At 47.5% G+C, this 16,287-nt stretch carries 17 protein-coding genes and 1 pseudogene; 12 read left to right on the top strand and 6 right to left on the bottom strand.

The window, feature by feature from the left end:
* The first annotated feature begins 108 nt into the window (after positions 1–108).
* The 3 genes and pseudogenes from GXP22_08345 to GXP22_08335 all read left to right on the top strand — a co-directional run bounded on the left by GXP22_08345 (position 109) and on the right by GXP22_08335 (position 4,312).
* A complete protein-coding gene (locus GXP22_08345) occupies positions 109–450 on the top strand; it encodes a DDE-type integrase/transposase/recombinase (GenBank protein NOX09478.1) in 342 nt (113 codons plus the stop codon).
* Positions 451–673: 223 nt separating this feature from the next.
* Positions 674–3,949, top strand: coding sequence for a VPLPA-CTERM sorting domain-containing protein (locus GXP22_08340; protein ID NOX09477.1), 3,276 nt, complete (start codon positions 674–676; stop codon positions 3,947–3,949).
* 26 nt (positions 3,950–3,975) lie between these two features.
* A pseudogene (locus GXP22_08335) lies at positions 3,976–4,312 on the top strand (IS256 family transposase).
* Between the two features lie 77 nt (positions 4,313–4,389).
* Here GXP22_08335 and GXP22_08330 read toward each other — a convergent pair.
* The 3 genes from GXP22_08330 to purM are packed head-to-tail and all read right to left on the bottom strand — an operon-like array spanning position 4,390 to position 6,994.
* Complete coding sequence (locus GXP22_08330; protein ID NOX09476.1) at positions 4,390–5,169, bottom strand: DUF3108 domain-containing protein; 780 nt, start codon at positions 5,167–5,169, stop codon at positions 4,390–4,392.
* Between the two features lie 3 nt (positions 5,170–5,172).
* Positions 5,173–5,982, bottom strand: coding sequence for a phosphoribosylglycinamide formyltransferase (locus GXP22_08325; protein NOX09475.1), 810 nt, complete (start codon positions 5,980–5,982; stop codon positions 5,173–5,175).
* Positions 5,942–6,994: a phosphoribosylformylglycinamidine cyclo-ligase gene (gene purM / locus GXP22_08320; protein NOX09474.1), complete on the bottom strand. Its 1,053-nt coding sequence runs from the start codon at positions 6,992–6,994 to the stop codon at positions 5,942–5,944. Before purM ends, GXP22_08325 begins: the two co-directional genes overlap by 41 nt.
* A 128-nt stretch (positions 6,995–7,122) precedes the next feature.
* On the opposite strand from purM, the gene GXP22_08315 reads away from it, so the two are divergent.
* Genes GXP22_08315 through GXP22_08295 form a run of 5 tightly spaced genes read left to right on the top strand, consistent with a single transcriptional unit; the run spans position 7,123 to position 10,952 of the window.
* Positions 7,123–8,184, top strand: a complete 1,062-nt coding sequence (locus GXP22_08315) for a DUF2066 domain-containing protein (GenBank protein NOX09473.1) — start codon at positions 7,123–7,125, stop codon at positions 8,182–8,184.
* On the top strand, positions 8,181–8,747 hold the full coding sequence (locus tag GXP22_08310) for a CDP-alcohol phosphatidyltransferase family protein (protein ID NOX09472.1): 567 nt from the start codon (positions 8,181–8,183) through the stop codon (positions 8,745–8,747). Before GXP22_08315 ends, GXP22_08310 begins: the two co-directional genes overlap by 4 nt.
* Positions 8,747–9,802, top strand: a complete 1,056-nt coding sequence (locus tag GXP22_08305) for an AI-2E family transporter (protein ID NOX09471.1) — start codon at positions 8,747–8,749, stop codon at positions 9,800–9,802. The genes GXP22_08310 and GXP22_08305 overlap by 1 nt, the downstream gene beginning before the upstream one ends.
* The gene (gene hda / locus GXP22_08300) at positions 9,799–10,524 is read left to right on the top strand and encodes a DnaA regulatory inactivator Hda (GenBank protein ID NOX09470.1); all 726 of its coding nucleotides are present in this window, start codon (positions 9,799–9,801) and stop codon (positions 10,522–10,524) included. The genes GXP22_08305 and hda overlap by 4 nt, the downstream gene beginning before the upstream one ends.
* The gene (locus GXP22_08295) at positions 10,521–10,952 is read left to right on the top strand and encodes an HIT family protein (protein NOX09469.1); all 432 of its coding nucleotides are present in this window, start codon (positions 10,521–10,523) and stop codon (positions 10,950–10,952) included. The genes hda and GXP22_08295 overlap by 4 nt, the downstream gene beginning before the upstream one ends.
* Before the next feature lie 17 nt (positions 10,953–10,969).
* Here GXP22_08295 and GXP22_08290 read toward each other — a convergent pair whose 3' ends face one another.
* Positions 10,970–11,335 (bottom strand): DUF2069 domain-containing protein, encoded by a 366-nt coding sequence (locus GXP22_08290; GenBank protein NOX09468.1) that lies wholly within the window; start codon positions 11,333–11,335, stop codon positions 10,970–10,972.
* Complete coding sequence (gene wrbA / locus GXP22_08285) at positions 11,332–11,949, bottom strand: NAD(P)H:quinone oxidoreductase (GenBank protein ID NOX09467.1); 618 nt, start codon at positions 11,947–11,949, stop codon at positions 11,332–11,334. Before wrbA ends, GXP22_08290 begins: the two co-directional genes overlap by 4 nt.
* A gap of 114 nt (positions 11,950–12,063) precedes the next feature.
* On the opposite strand from wrbA, the gene GXP22_08280 reads away from it, so the two are divergent.
* Together GXP22_08280 and GXP22_08275 are read left to right on the top strand one after the other, a co-directional pair.
* Positions 12,064–12,372 (top strand): DUF4398 domain-containing protein, encoded by a 309-nt coding sequence (locus GXP22_08280; GenBank protein ID NOX09466.1) that lies wholly within the window; start codon positions 12,064–12,066, stop codon positions 12,370–12,372.
* A 576-nt stretch (positions 12,373–12,948) separates the two neighbouring features.
* Positions 12,949–13,380 (top strand): LysM peptidoglycan-binding domain-containing protein, encoded by a 432-nt coding sequence (locus GXP22_08275; GenBank protein NOX09465.1) that lies wholly within the window; start codon positions 12,949–12,951, stop codon positions 13,378–13,380.
* A gap of 137 nt (positions 13,381–13,517) precedes the next feature.
* On the opposite strand, the gene GXP22_08270 is transcribed toward GXP22_08275, so the two are convergent.
* Positions 13,518–15,029 carry a fumarate hydratase gene (locus GXP22_08270; GenBank protein ID NOX09464.1) on the bottom strand — a complete coding sequence of 504 codons (1,512 nt, stop codon included), beginning with the start codon at positions 15,027–15,029 and terminating at the stop codon, positions 13,518–13,520.
* A 95-nt stretch (positions 15,030–15,124) separates the two neighbouring features.
* On the opposite strand from GXP22_08270, the gene GXP22_08265 reads away from it, so the two are divergent.
* Together GXP22_08265 and GXP22_08260 are read left to right on the top strand one after the other, a co-directional pair.
* Entirely contained in the window at positions 15,125–15,592 is a 468-nt protein-coding gene (locus GXP22_08265) for a TlpA family protein disulfide reductase (protein NOX09463.1), read from the top strand.
* A gap of 147 nt (positions 15,593–15,739) precedes the next feature.
* Complete coding sequence (locus GXP22_08260) at positions 15,740–16,276, top strand: thioredoxin fold domain-containing protein (GenBank protein ID NOX09462.1); 537 nt, start codon at positions 15,740–15,742, stop codon at positions 16,274–16,276.
* Positions 16,277–16,287: the final 11 nt, after the last annotated feature.

Raw genomic sequence — 16,287 nt, 5'->3', positions numbered from 1 at the left:
GGAGAGCCGTATGCGCTGAAAGGTGCACGTACGGTTCGGGGAGGAGAAGCAGGGAAATAGTGCGACTACGTCCTGCTTCTTACTCTACTTCCACTGCCTACTGGGTTCATGTATCTTGTAGCCGTCATCGATTGGTACAGTCGTTATGTGCTTTCCTGGGCGTTATCTAACACCATGGATCATCTGTTTTGCGTTAGCGCGTTACAAGCGGCTCTGGAGCAAGGGGAGCTGAGTGTTTTTAACACGGATCAAGGTAGCCAGTTCACCACCGATGCTTATACACAGCATCTGCTGGAACGCCAAATTCTTATCAGTATGGATGGTCGTGGACGGGCACTGGACAATGTGTTCGTCGAACGGCTATGGCGTAGTGTGAAGTATGAAAACATCTATCTCAATGATTACCAGAGTGTTGCAGAACTCCATGTAGGACTGGATGAATACTTTTAAGAAGTAAGTAAATTAATTTAAAGTGTAAAAAATACCATCAATAGTCATGATTCTACACTGTGTTTATCAGTCGTTCGAAGGATTCATATTTTAAGTATCTGTTTATTATGTGCATAAATATATAGGCATAGATAATGCATAATACTTGTAAGAAGTAAGTAAATTAATTTAAAGTGTAAAAAATACCGTCAATTGAGCCGATTGCATTATGCACTGGAAAAACATGATGAAAAAACATAGTAAAAACCGCACTCTAACACTTAACAAATCCCTGACACTGGCTATCTTGGTGCTATCCCCTCTGTCACTGATGGCGGCAAATCGTATCTATGATCCAGACGCCGCTATTTTTGTCCCACCTGCTCTAGTGTACTGCGACAGAACGTTTAGCGATGTAGTCTGCTGGAGTGGCCTCGTTACCGCTACCGCTACCGACAGTGTCATTTTTACTCGTACAAGTTCTCCAAGGCAATACACGGTTAATTTTGACCGTAATACATTTAGTACAAGCCTTATCATAAGGGATGCCTCGGTCATTTTTGACCTGAATAGATATTCTTATCTACTTAGCGGCGACGCTTTTATAGGCCATACTGGTAATGGCGAGCTAACCATCCTTGACGGTACGCTAGGCAGTAGCAATGGCTACATTGGTTACCTTTCAGATGATAACAGTGCCACTGTGAATGGAACATACGCGAACTGGATAAATACCTTAGATTTCACTGTGGGCTATGAAGGTGCAGCTAATTCATTGGCAATTACGAATGGCGGTAGTGTCTCGAATAGTTATGGTTACATTGGTCGCTTTACAGTCTCTGACAATAATAACGTTAGCGTGGATGGAGCCGGTTCGACCTGGGTAAATAGTTTAGACCTCACTGTTGGCTTTTTGGGTGCTAGCAATTCATTGGCAATTACGAATGGCGGTAGTGTCTCGAATGATGATGGTTACATTGGTCGCTTAACAGGCTCTGACAATAACAACGTTAGCGTGGATGGAGCCGGTTCGACTTGGGCAAACAGTATAAACCTCACTGTTGGCCGTTCTGGTGCTAGCAATTCATTGGCAATTACGACTGGCGGTAGTGTCTCTAATCGTGATGGTTACATTGGTTACAATGCAGGCGCAGTCAATAACAACGTTAGCGTGGATGGAGCAGGTTCGGCTTGGGTAAACAGTTCACGCTTCTATGTGGGCTATTTTGGTGCTAGCAATTCATTGGCAATTACGACTGGCGGTAGTGTCTCTAATAGTCGTGGTTACATTGGTTACAATGCAGGCGCAGTCAATAACAACGTTAGCGTGGATGGAGCAGGTTCGACTTGGGCAAACAGTTTAGACCTCTTTGTTGGCAATTCTGGTGCTAGCAATTCATTGGCAATTACGAATGGCGGTAGTGTCTCGAATGATGATGGTTACATTGGTCGCTTTACAGGCTCTGACAATAACAACGTTAGCGTGGATGGAGCAGGTTCGACTTGGGCAAACAGTTCAGACCTCTTTGTTGGCAATTCTGGTGCTAGCAATTCATTGGCAATTACGAATGGCGGTAGTGTCTCTAATCGTGATGGTTACATTGCTTCAGACAATAACAACGTTAGCGTGGATGGAGCAGGTTCGACCTGGGTAAACAGTTCAAGCCTCACTGTTGGCAATTCTGGTGCTAGCAATTCATTGGCAATTACGAATGGCGGTAGTGTCTCTAATCGTGATGGTTACATTGGTCGCTTTCCAGGCGCAGTCAATAACAACGTTAGCGTGGATGGAGCAGGTTCGACTTGGGCAAACAGTTCAGGCCTCTATGTGGGCGATTTTGGTGCGAGTAATTCATTGATAATTACGAATGGCGGTAGTGTCTCGAATAGTCATGGTTACATTGGTATCGGGATAAGCGCAGTCAATAACAACGTTAGCGTGGATGGAGCAGGTTCGACTTGGGCCAACAGTTCATACCTCACTGTGGGCGATTCTGGTGCTAGCAATTCATTGGCAATTACGACTGGCGGTAGTGTCTCGAATAGTTATGGTTACATTGGTTACAATGCAGGCGCAGTCAATAACAACGTTAGCGTGGATGGAGCAGGTTCGACTTGGGCAAACAGCATAAACCTCACTGTGGGCGATTCTGGTGCTAGCAATTCATTGGCAATTACGACTGGCGGTAGCGTCTCGAATAGTTATGGTTACATTGGTTACAATACAGGCGCAGACACTAACAACGTTAGCGTGGATGGAGCAGGTTCGACCTGGGTAAACAGTTTAAACCTCACTGTTGGCTATTCTGGTGCTAGCAATTCATTGGCAATTACGAATGGCGGTAGTGTCTCGAATACGAAAGGCATCATTGGTTACCAGTCAGGCGCAGACAATAACAACGTTAGCGTGGATGGATTAGGTTCAACCTGGTCCAATTCCAGCCTTGCTATCGGACAGGCTGGTAATTCAGGCAACCTCCTTAGTATTAGTAATGGCGGTGTGGTCAATGTTGCTGGGCAGGTTTTAGTTAATACCGGCAATACACTCTCTATTATCGACGGTGGCATACTGACTTTTGGCTCATTGACATCGGCGGGTAATGTCTCCCTTAGTAATAGTTTTTTGGCGGTAACCTCCGAAGCGCCTGTAGCACTACGTGGCCAAACAACGTTGGATGCGTTAAGTCAGATAACGGCAACTGGCATTGGTGCTGAGCTCCTGCTAGGCGGCACTACTAATAATGGCGGCAGTGTTATGGCCAGTAATAATGGCAAGGTGACTCTGGAAAGTGGCGCGACTATGTATAACGCCATCACCCGTGTTACTGATAATGGCACGGTCACTGTTGAGACTGGCGCAACTCTGAGCGGCGGTTTTGTTGAAGCTGCCGATGCAGGCTCAACCATTGACGTGCAGAGCGGCGCGGTCATTGAAAATGCAATTGTTCAAGCATTCAATGGCGGTAACCTCAATGTCGATGGCAATATTAACGCGGGCAGTGTGCGTATTTTTAACAACGGTACGTTGACTGGTTCGGGTACGATCAATGCCGATCTGTTTAATACCTATGGCGGTTTAATTGGCCCCGGTAATTCTCCGGGTACGATGAATATTATTGGTGATTATATCCAGGACGACTGGAGTACCCTGATGTTTGAATTGGCGGGTTTAACTCCAGGTAGTGAATACGATGTATTTAATGTTAGCGGTACCGCTACCCTTGGTGGTGAGCTGGATGTGCAGTGGTATGATCTGGGTGATGGCTTATTTAATGCAGGTTTAGGTGATAGCTTTGATATTTTCACTGCTGACAATTTCATCGGCGAATTTGATTTACTGACACTTGCAATATTGGGTGAAGGTTTGGGCTGGCAACTGGATTACCTGATTGATGAAATCGGTACAACTGATGTATTGCGTTTAAGTGTAGTCAACGCTGTACCCGTGCCAGCAGCAGTCTGGTTATTTGGCAGTGGTTTAATTGGTTTAGCTGGATTTGCCAGACGTAAGAAAGCTTAAATCAAAGAGTTACTTCCCAAAATGGGAAAGCCTGTTACATTATCTGGCAAGCGGAGACGAAGGCTGATGCGGAAAAATATTTCGACCTTTTTGTGACAATGTATGAAGCCAAATATCCAAAGACAGAGTATTCGAACTAGTAATCCAATTGAATCGACCTTTGGTACTATTCGTCATCGCACTAAGCGTTCAAAGGGATGTTTAACCCGTGATGGTATGCTGCACATGATGTTTAAGCTGGGGATGTGCGCCGAGAAAAAATGGCGCCGATTACGTGGATTTAATCATCTGGCCAAGGTCATTACCGGAGTGCCATTTAAAGACGGCATTGAAGTAACAGAAGGTAATCAGGTCGCCGTTTGATTCAATTCTCCGAAACACCAGATTTGACAATAACTCTTTCGTTAATTGTAAAAGGCAGGTGTTTTTCCTATCCTGGATTATGATCCTTCAATACTAACCGTCTTCAGCAAAAAACGCTCAATGCCACCATCCTCGGAACGTTCTTCAATCTTTACCGGCAGGTAATGCAGTTCAGGGGCACACCATAATGTCGTGCTGCGTTTGCTGTTTTCTCGAATACGGCGCACGCGCACGGTTTCATAGGTATGATTCTGGGTCTTGATCTGTTCCTTGCCTTCGACGTTGAAGGTGTAGGTCTTGATCTTGCCACGTTTGATAAAGGTGTAGCTAAGTTCCCTATCTCCTGCCTCGAGATCAAACATCATATTCAAGGTCATCACCAGGCTATCCGTTGTGCCACTATCAACGCTGATGGGCTGGTCGATTTTACTGTCTGTGACTTTAATTGCAGTGGCTTGATAATCAAAATGGATGCTACGGTTTTTGTCCGGTTTATTGCTGCGTTCATAGTGATATTCTACCGGTCTGGCGCGGTTATCAATAATACTTCCGCTGCTAGTCTCTTTGATCCGGGTGGCGATAAACAGGGCGGCGAGGCCGGTTGGCCAGGCCTCTCGCTGGTAATAGTAATCCTGTGTTTGAGGGTTGTATTGATAACTGACGCTGGCTTCTCCAACACTGACTGAGGCCATGCTGGCGCTGTAGGTGGCCTTGAAGGAGGGGATGGATATTATGCCATCTTCGCCTGCTAATACAATAGTTTGTTTTAATAAAAGTACAGTTATAACAATTAGTTGTGTGATTAACTTAATGTTGATTATCTTTGTAAAAAAATATGTCTGGTAAGTTCGAGACACGAATTACTCCTCTTTATCAGAGACACGCAGTGAAACCATCCCTGGTGGCTCGACAGCCGCGTCCATGCGGCTGACGGTCTCTGTTAAAGAGGCGTTATCCCTGTCTCTTGAGTGAATAGGATGGTGGTTATTTAGCTTTAAAGCTGACAGTAGCCTTTTCCCGTTATAGTAGACACCATCCGCTTGATAATGGATCTGACCATCGGCAATCATCCGCAGAACCCTGGCATACAGTTGATGCTCTTGTTGTAGCACCCGGCTGGCGAGGGTGTCTTCCTTGTCATTGGCATAGACGGGTACAGTCGCCTGCATAATAATGGGGCCGCCATCCAGTTCTTCATTGACATAATGCACGCTGGCACCATGTTCACTATAGCCGGCATCCAATGCGCGTTGATGGGTATGCAAACCTTTGAGATTCGGTAACAGGGATGGGTGGATATTGATCAGTCGACCGTGGTAGTGGCGTACAAATAACGGGCTCAGGATACGCATGAAACCGGCCAGACAGATAATATCGGGATTGGACTGGTCGATCAATTCAATCAGTGCCTGATCATACTGTTCACGATTGTCGTGCTGGTATCCAAGGATGTGAACGGGTATCCCGGCCTGTTGTGGGCGTTGCAGACCGGGCGCATTGGCGCGGTCGCTGATAACGGCACGGATCTTTACCGGTAGCTGTTGCTGTTCGATATGATCCATGATGGCATGCAGGTTACTGCCTCGACCTGAGATCAGTATCACTATCGGTAATATTGTTGTATTGATCTCAGGCAATGATGACTTCACTGGTCTCACCGCTTTCAACATGACCCATCTGCCAGGCCTGTTCTCCTGCGGCATTGAGATGTTGGATAGTATGATCAGCATCCTCGGCAGCAACACAGATCACCATGCCGACACCGCAATTAAAGGTGCGGTACATCTCGCTTTGTTCGATGTTGCCCTGTTGTTGTAGCCACTGAAATATGGCGGGTATTGTCCATGAATCCGCCTTGATATTTGCTCTGAGACCGGTGGGTAGTACACGTGGGATATTTTCCAGCAGACCACCACCGGTGATATGTGATAGCGCATGAACCTTGATATCGTTGAACAGGGCGAGCAAGGATTTAACGTAGATGCGGGTCGGTGCCAGCAGTTGTTCACCTAGTGGACTGCCAGCCAGATCCTGCTGGAGGTCGGCCTGTGTCACCTCAATGACCTTGCGGATCAGGGAATAACCATTGGAGTGTGGACCGGAGGAGGCAAGTCCGATCAGTACATCGCCATCCTTTACCGCACTGCCATCGATGATGTTGGTTTTTTCGACGATGCCGACACAGAATCCGGCGAGGTCATAGTCCCCCGCGTTATACATGCCTGGCATCTCGGCGGTTTCGCCACCGACCAGGGCAGCACCTGAGATTTCGCAGCCTTGGGCGATACCATTGATCACATCGGTGGCAACATCAAGATCCAGTTGGCCACTGGCATAGTAATCGAGGAAGAATAGGGGTTCTGCACCCTGTACCAGGATGTCATTGACGCACATGGCAACCAGATCAATACCAATGGTGTCATGTTTGCCCATATCCATAGCGAGTTTTAGTTTGGTGCCGACACCATCGGTGCCGGATACCAGTACCGGGGCCTTATAACGATCCAGCGGGATCTCAAACAGGGCACCAAAACCACCCAATCCACCCAGTTGTCCGGGGCGTTGAGTGCGGGCAACAGCCGGTTTAATGCGCTCAATCAGGGCATTACCTGCCTCGATATCCACTCCGGCATCCTTGTAACTGAGAGAATCTGGATTATGACTGCTTGATTGATCGTTCATTGAATGCCCTGTTGCTGAGTGAGATAACGAAAGATAAATCCAATTCGTGAAAAGGTCTCTACTTCGTTATAATTAATTCGTGTGCGTTATTTTAACGTGAATCGGAAAGGCGTAAAAGAAAATAATTTATGAGGCATATATTTAAAGCATCGGGCAGCTTGTTGCTGTTGTTACTAGTCATTGTCTTTGGCTCGGCTGAATCTGCGCTTGCTGCGGACTACAGTAAGGTGAGCTATGAGATAGCGGATCGTAGTGAGGCCACGCGAGGCACCAGTATGCGTCGTGGTTTGCAAGAGGTTATTGTGCGTCTTATGGGGGTGCGTGAGCCGGGTCAATATCCAGCGGTACGGGATATGTTGCGTAAACCCGAACGATTTATTCAGCAATATCAGTACCATTCTGCTCTGGCTGATCAGGGTGGTGATGAAGTCCTGCAAATTTTGATGGTCTTTGATGTGCAGGCAATAAGCCGAGTCTTGCAGGAGGCACAATTACCCCTATGGTCCGGTGCACGGGCAAATATCCTGGTATGGATGGCAGTTGATGAGGGTGATGCGCGTTATCTGATTGCTAATAATACGCATCGAGAGGTACGGGAATTAATGGATCGTATTGCTCAATCACGCGGTATTTCCTTGTTGTTTCCCTTATATGACCTGCAGGAACAAAAAGATATTCAGTTTATGGATGTCTGGGGTGGTTTTTTTGATTATCTGAAGACGGCATCAGCACGCTATGCCGATACTGTAATCCTTGCCGGTAGAATTTATAAAAATCGTCTGGATAATGACTGGGTTGGTGGGCCCTGGTCGATGCAGATTGAGGACGATTATTCTACTATGGAGGGTGGCAAGGGAGCATTGCTGCCGGTGCTGGAACAGGTGATTGATGAGTTGGTTACCCGTATGCGTCAACAGACCTTGTCGGTGGCTGGCGAAATAACGGATATGTCTGTTCGTATGCGTATTGAAGGCATCAATCAGGTGGCCAACTATGCCCGTGTTATCCAGTATCTAACCGGTCTACAGTCGGTTCAGGATGTGCAGATTAATGCATTGATCGGTGATCGTCTGGAACTGATTTTGATATTGCAGGAGGGGATTAATTCATTAGAGGAAGAGATTGCCTTAGGCACCCTGCTGGATGTGGTGAGTGGACAGGAAGCACTCTGGTATCGTTTACGACCATGAGGGCACGTGATATCCCTAATCTGATTACGCTGTTGCGTATCGTGCTGGTAGTGCCAGTGGCCTGGGCTATCCTGCAACAACATTATCTGTTGGCCTTTGTCCTTTTTTTGCTAGCGGGTGTTTCGGATGCGCTGGATGGTTTTCTGGCCAAACGTTTTGCCTGGGTAAGCCGCCTGGGTGCCATATTGGACCCGTTGGCGGATAAACTTTTGCTGGTGACCTCCTATCTTGCGCTGGCTGAAATATCCAGGGTTCCGGTCTGGCTGGTGCTGGTCATTATTGCCCGTGATCTTATTATCCTGCTGGGCGCAACATTGTATTATCACTTTATTGCCAGGATTGAGGCAGAACCGACCATTCTTAGCAAAATTAATACCCTGTTACAGATTGTGTTGGTGTTGGCTGTTCTGGCAGGTAACAGTATTTTTCCCATCGCGTTAGATTGGGTGCAAGAATTGATTTATGCTGTTTTTGCAACAACGGCATTAAGTGGCAGTGAATATATCTGGATCTGGGGTTGGCGTGCCTGGAATAACAAGGCGGGTAGTGGGAGATTTCCATGATAAATGATTCACAACGTTGGTTCTGGCTGATGCTGTTTGCCTTGAGCCTGGTGCTGTTCAAATTATTATCACCTGTATTAGCGCCTTTTTTATTAGCCGCATTGTTGGCCTATATTGCAGACCCGGTGGTGAGCTGGATTGAATCAAGCGGGGCCTCGCGTACGCTTGCGGTGATTATTATCTTTGTTGTGGTGTTGATTCTCTTATTGTTTTCGTTATTGATTTTATTGCCATTGCTGGGTCGTCAATTAGCGCAGGTTCCCGATCATATTGCCTGGTTGCAGGGACAAGTTATCCCGCTACTCAGACCTTATCTGGGTGAACAGGTGATTAATGAGATTGCACAGATTGATGTATTGGCATCGATACAACAACACTGGCAACAGGCGGGTGATGTGATGCTGCAATTAATACAGCAAGTCACACAGTCGGGTGCACACCTGATTGCCTGGATGGTGAATATGTTGTTGGTGCCGGTGGTGAGTTTTTATCTACTCAGGGATTGGGATGTATTGATTAACCGGGTTCATGGTCTGTTGCCAAGGGATAAAGAGGCCTTGATTTCCAGTCTGGTTATGGAATCTCATGGCGTATTAGGTGCCTTCATGCGGGGGCAGTTATTGGTTATGTTGGTGTTAACCATGCTCTATGCGCTCGGCTTGTACTGGATCGGTCTGGATTCCTTTTTATTATTAGCTGTGGTTTCCGGGGTGGTGAGTTTTGTGCCTTATCTGGGCTTGCTGGTCGGGGTGGTATTTGCAGGAATAGCCGCTTATATGCAGTATGAAACAATGCTGCCAGTGATACAGGTATTGGCTATTTTTGGGCTGGCTCAGATTATTGAGATGGTCGTGTTGACCCCGTATTTTGTCGGTGATCGTGTGGGGCTGCATCCGGTTGTGGTGATCTTTTCGATTATGGCCGGAGGTGAATTATTGGGTTTTATGGGTATCTTACTCGCCTTGCCGGTGGCTGCGGTTATTCTGGTCTTGTTGCGCTCGATAAAACGACATTATCTACAGAGTGCCGTTTATGATTCCTCGGAATCCGGATGACAATCAATACTCAATTACCTCTGGCGATAGCAATCCCGGATTATGCGCGTTTTGATAATTTTTATGCGGGATCAAATAGTGAATTATTGTCTCAATTAAAAAAAATAAGTGTGGGTGATGGTAAAGAGTCGCTCTACTTGTGGGGAGGGACGGGGCAGGGTAAATCGCATCTGTTACAGGCGAGTTGTGTGGCGGCGCGGCAACAGGGTCAGAATGCAAACTATCTCTCACTACAACAACTCAAGGGTTGCTCTCCTGGAATATTGCAGGGCTATGATGAGGCCGATTTGTTGTGTCTCGATGATCTACAATTAATTGTCGGTGATCCGGAATGGGAAGAGGCGGTATTTCATCTTTATAATCGTTTGCTGGAGCGTTCAGCCTTGTTAGTGGTTGCGGCATCGAAGGCGCCGGATGCATTGGGTTTGCAACTGGCCGATCTAACATCAAGATTATCCTGGGGGCTGGTTTACGGGCTTAATCGTATGGATGATGAAGATCGTCTCGCTGCCCTGACGCTACGCGCACAACAACGTGGTCTGGAATTAGCCGAGGATGCAGGACGTTATTTGCTCAGGCATCATGCGCGCGACCTACGGGCATTGTTTGGTTTTCTGGATGCGCTGGATCATGCTTCTATGGTGGAACAGCGGCGCTTAACCTTGCCCTTTGTGCGTGATGTATTGATTAACCGAGATCCCTGGGAGAAGCCTGAGACATGAATGATTTTCAGTTGGATGAACGTTTGCAACAAGACTGTATTGTTATTGGCAAGACCGCATCGGGCTGGCTGTTACTCATGGATAATGCACTACTACCCTGGTTTATTCTGGTTCCAGAAGTTACAGAAACTGAGTTTGTCGATCTGTCTCCGCCACTGCGGACAACTTTAATGGATGAGGTAAACGCTATTTCCAGGATGATCAAGGGACTGGATGGGGTGGAAAAAATGAATATCGGAATGATTGGTAACGTGGTGAGCCAGCTTCATATCCATATTATTGGCCGTCATGAGGGTGATTTCTGCTGGCCGGACGTGGTTTGGGGGCGGCCTGAGCGTGAGCCTTATACGTTGCAGGAACGGGATATATTGTTGGCTCAGGTGGAGCGGATTTTGCCTGGTTTGTTGGGTTACGCGATAAATCGCTAACCCAACCTACGCGTTGATCATCTATTTCCTTGCTGTTCCTCACGGCGGGCGGCGCGCACATACAATACCCCGGCAATAAACCAGATCACACTAAAGATAACCTCCAGTAAGCCATATAGTTGAGCCTCGGTATTACTATAGGCCTCGACTGCACCATGGGTAAAATACAGTAATGACAGGAACAGGCTCCAGGCATAGGTATATCGACGACCATGCAATAGACCGCGTAGCGGGAATAACAAGGGGCCTACCAGGAGCAACAGGATGAGGGCAGTGGGTAACGCGTTAGAGGGTGCCAGTAAGGTATACCAGCTAATGAGCAGGATAAAGACTCCGGCATAACCAAGCAGACATAATGACTGCCAGACGCGGATTGCGCTCATTGTCGGCCTCGATGCAGTTCAAGCGTGGTCTCGGCGAGTCGCTTGCCGATAGCCTGGCACAATACCTTTTCAGCATCTGTTAGAGGGGCCTTATTCTCGGCATCCGCAGTATGGCTGGGGCCATAGGGTGTGCCACCGGATGTGGTTTCCAGTAATTCAGTTTCACTGTAGGGTAGCCCCATCATTAACATGCCATGATGTAATAGCGGCAGCATCATCGCTAACAGGGTGGATTCATGTCCGCCGTGCATACTGCCGGTTGAAGTAAATACCGCAGCGGGTTTACCCATTAATGTGCGTTCCATCCATAGACCGCCGGTTGAATCAATAAAATGTTTGAGTGGGGCTGCCATACCGGCAAAATAGGTCGGGCTACCCAGTGCGAGGGCTGAACAATCTCTTAGGTCGTCAAGACCCGCATAAGGTGCCCCTTGTGCGGGTATGCTGTCGGCTGTGCTTTCACAGTGGGTGGAGATATTGGGTACGGTGCGTAATACAGCCTGGGTGCCGTTAACCGAATCGATGCCACGGGCAATGCGACGCGCCATTTTTTCGGTAGAACCATGATGACTGTAAAAAAGGATGAGTATATTAAGGTCTTGCTCTGGATTCATAATCAAATGATACCACGCCAGGGTAGGGTGCGTACTACGCACCAAGGTAATATCACAACATCTTAATTGGGCAAACCCTCGACTTATAAGGTTAAGAATGCTAGCTTAAGCCCCATGAATCGTGGATTGATTACTCTTATGCTCGCTTTTTTTCTGTTTTCCTGTGCGGCGGCACCGGTGCAGCAGATGAGTGATGCGCGGCAGGCCATTGAGAGGGCGCGACAGATCGGTGCTGAGACCTATGCGCAGGAATCCATGCGTCAGGCACAGGTGTTTTTAGAAAGAGCACAACAAAAACTGGAGATGGGATCCTATCGTGCAGCCAGGGAAAGTGCTGAATTAGCTCAAAAAAGAGCTGTTGAGGCAATGCAACAGGCGCGGGAGTCGGGAAGTAAGTTTGTAAATTCAGTTGATCTGGATTGACATATCGCCCATTAAGGTTATAGTGAGCCAAAGTGATGGTATCTATATGCGATTTCTGAACAAAAAATTGTTTAGATGACGTTATTCAGAATGCTATAACTGGTAAGAAAAAATAAACTAATTCAAATCTTGGAGACCAACCGTATGAGCGTTAAGCTTCCATTTAAACTGATTGCTACAACAATCCTTGTTGCCAGTGTAACGACAGGCTGTCATCTTGCCACCCATGGTGAGCAACCAATGGTTAAGACCGCACATTCTATGGATGCGCATCATGCTGCCGCACATAAGTCTACGCCAACGCATAAGGCTAAACATGATGATAAGCACGCTGATAAAAAGGCAATGCATGATCCTAAGCAGAGTATGATGTCATCCCGGGCGATTGCAGCGGCTAAGGCGGCAATTAAACAAGCCAAAGATCTGGACTGGATCTGGCGTGATACCGAAAAATTCCTGAAAAAGGCCGAGGCTGCCGCGAAAGGTGGCGATGACGCCAAGGCGATCAAACTAGCGAGTAAAGCGCGTAAGCAAGCTGAAGATGCCGTTAACCAGTATTATCTGGAAAAGGCTAAAATGCTAAGTTCAGGTCTGAATGGTGTCGATATGAGCACCAATCAACAGGGCGCTTACGGACAAGCCAATAAGGATATTGCCGGCGCACAGGGTAAGTCTGCTTATGATGTTCTGAGTCGTCTGAATGCAGAATTGAATAACAAGACAGCTCAGTACACGGTGAACAGTGGTGATAGTCTGTGGAGTATCTCCGGTCAGTCCGGTATCTACGGTAATCCTTATCAGTGGCCGCTGATTTATAAGGCAAACAGCGATAAGATCAAGGATGCTGATCTGATTTATCCAGGACAGGATCTTTCAGTCAACATGAATCCTTCCTCTGATGATGTGAATGCTGCGGTTGAGCATGCCAAGACCCGCGGAGCCTGGACACTGGGTGATACCGAGTCATCTGATGATGATTATCTGAGTGGAACCTTGCATGTGAAGTAAATGAGTTTGTGTAGGGTGCGCACTGCGCACCAATGAAATGTGAAAAACCCTGCTCGTTTGAGTGGGGTTTTTTGTGTTTTTGTTCTCGCAATGCTTTTGTTCGATTAGCCCCATCATCGTAGCACCGTGTACGCACCCTAGCGGGGTATATCTGCAATCCGCACGCGCCATTCCTGTGGCCCGCTCTTGTGGATGGAATGCCCCTGGCTATCAACAGCCACGGTGACGGGCATATCCTCAACCTCGAATTCATAAACCGCTTCCATGCCTAATTCGGGGAATGCTACAATGCGCATTCCCTTGATGGCCTTGGATATTAGATAGGCGGCTCCGCCGGTGGCGATTAGATAAACGGATTGGTGTTGTTTGATGCTCTCTATGGTGGCATCACCGCGTTCTGCCTTGCCGATCATGCCTAATAGTCCGGTGTTGAGCATGGGCTCGGTGAATTCATCCATGCGGGAGGCGGTTGTGGGTCCGGCGGGGCCGATAACCTCACCGGCAGCCGGGTTAACTGGGCCGACGTAATAGACAAAGCGATTATTGAAGTTAAGACCTTTGGGGAGTGCTTCTCCCTTTGTTAATAGATCAACAATACGTTTGTGTGCAGCATCTCTTGCGGTCAGTATCTTGCCGCTAACCAGTAGGCAGTCACCGGCCTGCCATTGGCTGATCTGTTGCTTATCTATAGTATTCAGGTCTATTCGAGTCGATGGGGTTTCTCCCGTCCGGCTGATCTCGGGCCAGTCGGATAATACGGGAGGTGATAGGTTTACCGGGCCGGTGCCATCGAGTCGAAAATGAATGTGTCGGCTGGCGGCACAATTGGGGATGATGGCAATCGGTTTGGAAGCGGCATGAGTGGGATAATCCATCACCTTGACATCCAGTACCGTGGTCAGTCCACCGAGTCCCTGGGCACCGATACCGAGTGCATTGACTTTGTCATAGATCTCCAGGCGTAGTTCTTCGGCACGGTTATTGGCACCGCGTTGACGCAGTGCCTGGATATCTATGGGTTGCATCAGGGATTCCTTGGCCATTAACAGGGCCTTTTCAGCGGTACCACCAATACCAATGCCTAATATTCCTGGCGGACACCATCCAGCCCCCATGTCGGAGACCTGTTCCAGTACCCAGGAGACGACATCATCGCGCGGATTTAATACTGCAAAACGGGCCTTATTTTCTGATCCACCGCCCTTGGCGGCGACGGTAATATCAATATGATCACCGGGTACTAATTCGGTGTGAATAACGGCAGGGGTATTATCGCCGGTATTGTTGCGGGCACCATCCGGGTCATTGACGATGGATGCGCGTAGCGGATGATCCTTGTCGGTATAGACATCGTGAACCGCCTGGTTGACCATTTCTTCTATACTATTACGGGTATTCCAGTGTATATTCATACCCACCTTGAGGAAGATATTGATGATACCGGTGTCTTGACAGATGGGACGTTGACCCTCGGCACACATGCGGGAATTAATCAGGATTTGGGCAATGGCATCCTTGGCTGCAATTGATTCTTCTTTCTCGTAGGCCTGATGCATGGCCTGAATGAAATCGACTGAGTGATAGTAGGCGATGTAGCGCAGGGCATCACGAATGCTGGCAATGAAATCCTGTTGCGAGATGGTGACCATAATAAATCCTGTTTTGAGGTCGAGGGAAACCTTTCAAGCTTCCTGGAGTCTTTTATTGTAGCGGAAAGTCATTGTCTATTAACAGGGGTTTGTGAATGAAGAAGTATATATTTGTTGTCATATTTGCCTTATGGAGCATGGCTCTATCGGCTGCTGAGGAATTTACCCTACAGGATGTGAATGGTAAGGCTGTCTCGCTCTCTGATTATCGGGGAAAATGGGTCATCGTGAATTACTGGGCAACCTGGTGCCCACCTTGTAAGGAAGAGATACCGGAGTTGATCCAGTTCCATGATGAACATAAAGATGATCTGGCGGTGGTTTTGGGGGTGGATCTTGAAGATATTGATGTTAATTCGCTGCGTGAGTTTGTTGATGATAGTATGATTTCCTATCCGGTGCTAATTGGTGAGGGTTCTGAATATCTGTCTGAGTTGGGGCCGGTACCGGGCTTGCCAACAACATATATGGTTTCTCCGGAGGGTCATGTGGTTGCTCGGCAGGTGGGGCCTATTACGGCTGAGGCGTTGGAGAAATTTATTCAGCGTAAGACTAAGAAGTGATGGTTTAATTCGAGACGGGTGGGTCGCCTGCGTCTATCGGAGACACATCGTAAATACATCCGTGTAGGTTCGATGCTCGCGTCCATGCGGGCAAAGGTCTCTGATAGACGCAGACAAACCACCTGTCTCTTGCTGTTATTTGTGTGAATGGAGAATTGTGTGACTCAATATTGGAAAATATTGTGGGCGTGTAGCCTGTTATTATTTATGCGCGTGGGTTCTGCGGAGGCTGCGGGTTATGATGCCTTCTTTGACACCAGCTTTGGTGATTATTCTGAGGAATTAGTGCGTGCCAGGGAAGAAGGTAAAAAAGGAATCTTGTTGTTTTTTGAAATGAAGGACTGTCCCTTTTGTCATCGTATGAAGGAGACAGTGTTAAATCAGCTACAGGTTCAGCAATATTTTAAAAAACACTTTCTGAGCTTTATAGTGGATATTGAGGGTGGTCTGGATATTACGGATTTTTCTGGCAAGGAAATGACACAGCAGGACTTTGCTCAACGTCAGAATCGTGTACGGGCGACACCGGTGATACAGATCTATGATTTACAGGGTAAGCGGGTGGTAAGGTTTACCGGTGCTACATCCGGGGTTGAAGAATTTATGTGGTTGGGTGAATATGTGGTGAGTGGGGCTTATAAGGAGATGCCTTTTGTGGTTTATAAACGGCAGCGTCGGCGTTAAGTCTTGCTAGA

Source organism: Gammaproteobacteria bacterium, from assembly GCA_013151035.1.
GTDB lineage: Bacteria > Pseudomonadota > Gammaproteobacteria > JAADJB01 > JAADJB01 > JAADJB01.
Note: the sequence above shows the minus strand (reverse complement) of the source record. Positions and strands in the feature narration are given on the sequence as shown.

Coding starts and splice junctions, on each gene's coding strand:
- GXP22_08270 (NOX09464.1), bottom strand. CDS start 15,029: ATGGTCACCATCTCGCAACAGGATTTCATTGCCAGCATTCGTGATGCC.
- purM (NOX09474.1), bottom strand. CDS start 6,994: ATGAACGATCAATCAAGCAGTCATAATCCAGATTCTCTCAGTTACAAG.
- GXP22_08290 (NOX09468.1), bottom strand. CDS start 11,335: ATGAGCGCAATCCGCGTCTGGCAGTCATTATGTCTGCTTGGTTATGCC.
- GXP22_08345 (NOX09478.1), top strand. CDS start 109: ATGTATCTTGTAGCCGTCATCGATTGGTACAGTCGTTATGTGCTTTCC.
- GXP22_08260 (NOX09462.1), top strand. CDS start 15,740: ATGGAGAATTGTGTGACTCAATATTGGAAAATATTGTGGGCGTGTAGC.
- hda (NOX09470.1), top strand. CDS start 9,799: ATGACAATCAATACTCAATTACCTCTGGCGATAGCAATCCCGGATTAT.
- GXP22_08315 (NOX09473.1), top strand. CDS start 7,123: ATGAGGCATATATTTAAAGCATCGGGCAGCTTGTTGCTGTTGTTACTA.
- wrbA (NOX09467.1), bottom strand. CDS start 11,949: ATGAATCCAGAGCAAGACCTTAATATACTCATCCTTTTTTACAGTCAT.
- GXP22_08310 (NOX09472.1), top strand. CDS start 8,181: ATGAGGGCACGTGATATCCCTAATCTGATTACGCTGTTGCGTATCGTG.
- GXP22_08265 (NOX09463.1), top strand. CDS start 15,125: ATGAAGAAGTATATATTTGTTGTCATATTTGCCTTATGGAGCATGGCT.
- GXP22_08275 (NOX09465.1), top strand. CDS start 12,949: ATGCTAAGTTCAGGTCTGAATGGTGTCGATATGAGCACCAATCAACAG.
- GXP22_08280 (NOX09466.1), top strand. CDS start 12,064: ATGAATCGTGGATTGATTACTCTTATGCTCGCTTTTTTTCTGTTTTCC.
- GXP22_08325 (NOX09475.1), bottom strand. CDS start 5,982: ATGTTGAAAGCGGTGAGACCAGTGAAGTCATCATTGCCTGAGATCAAT.
- GXP22_08340 (NOX09477.1), top strand. CDS start 674: ATGATGAAAAAACATAGTAAAAACCGCACTCTAACACTTAACAAATCC.
- GXP22_08295 (NOX09469.1), top strand. CDS start 10,521: ATGAATGATTTTCAGTTGGATGAACGTTTGCAACAAGACTGTATTGTT.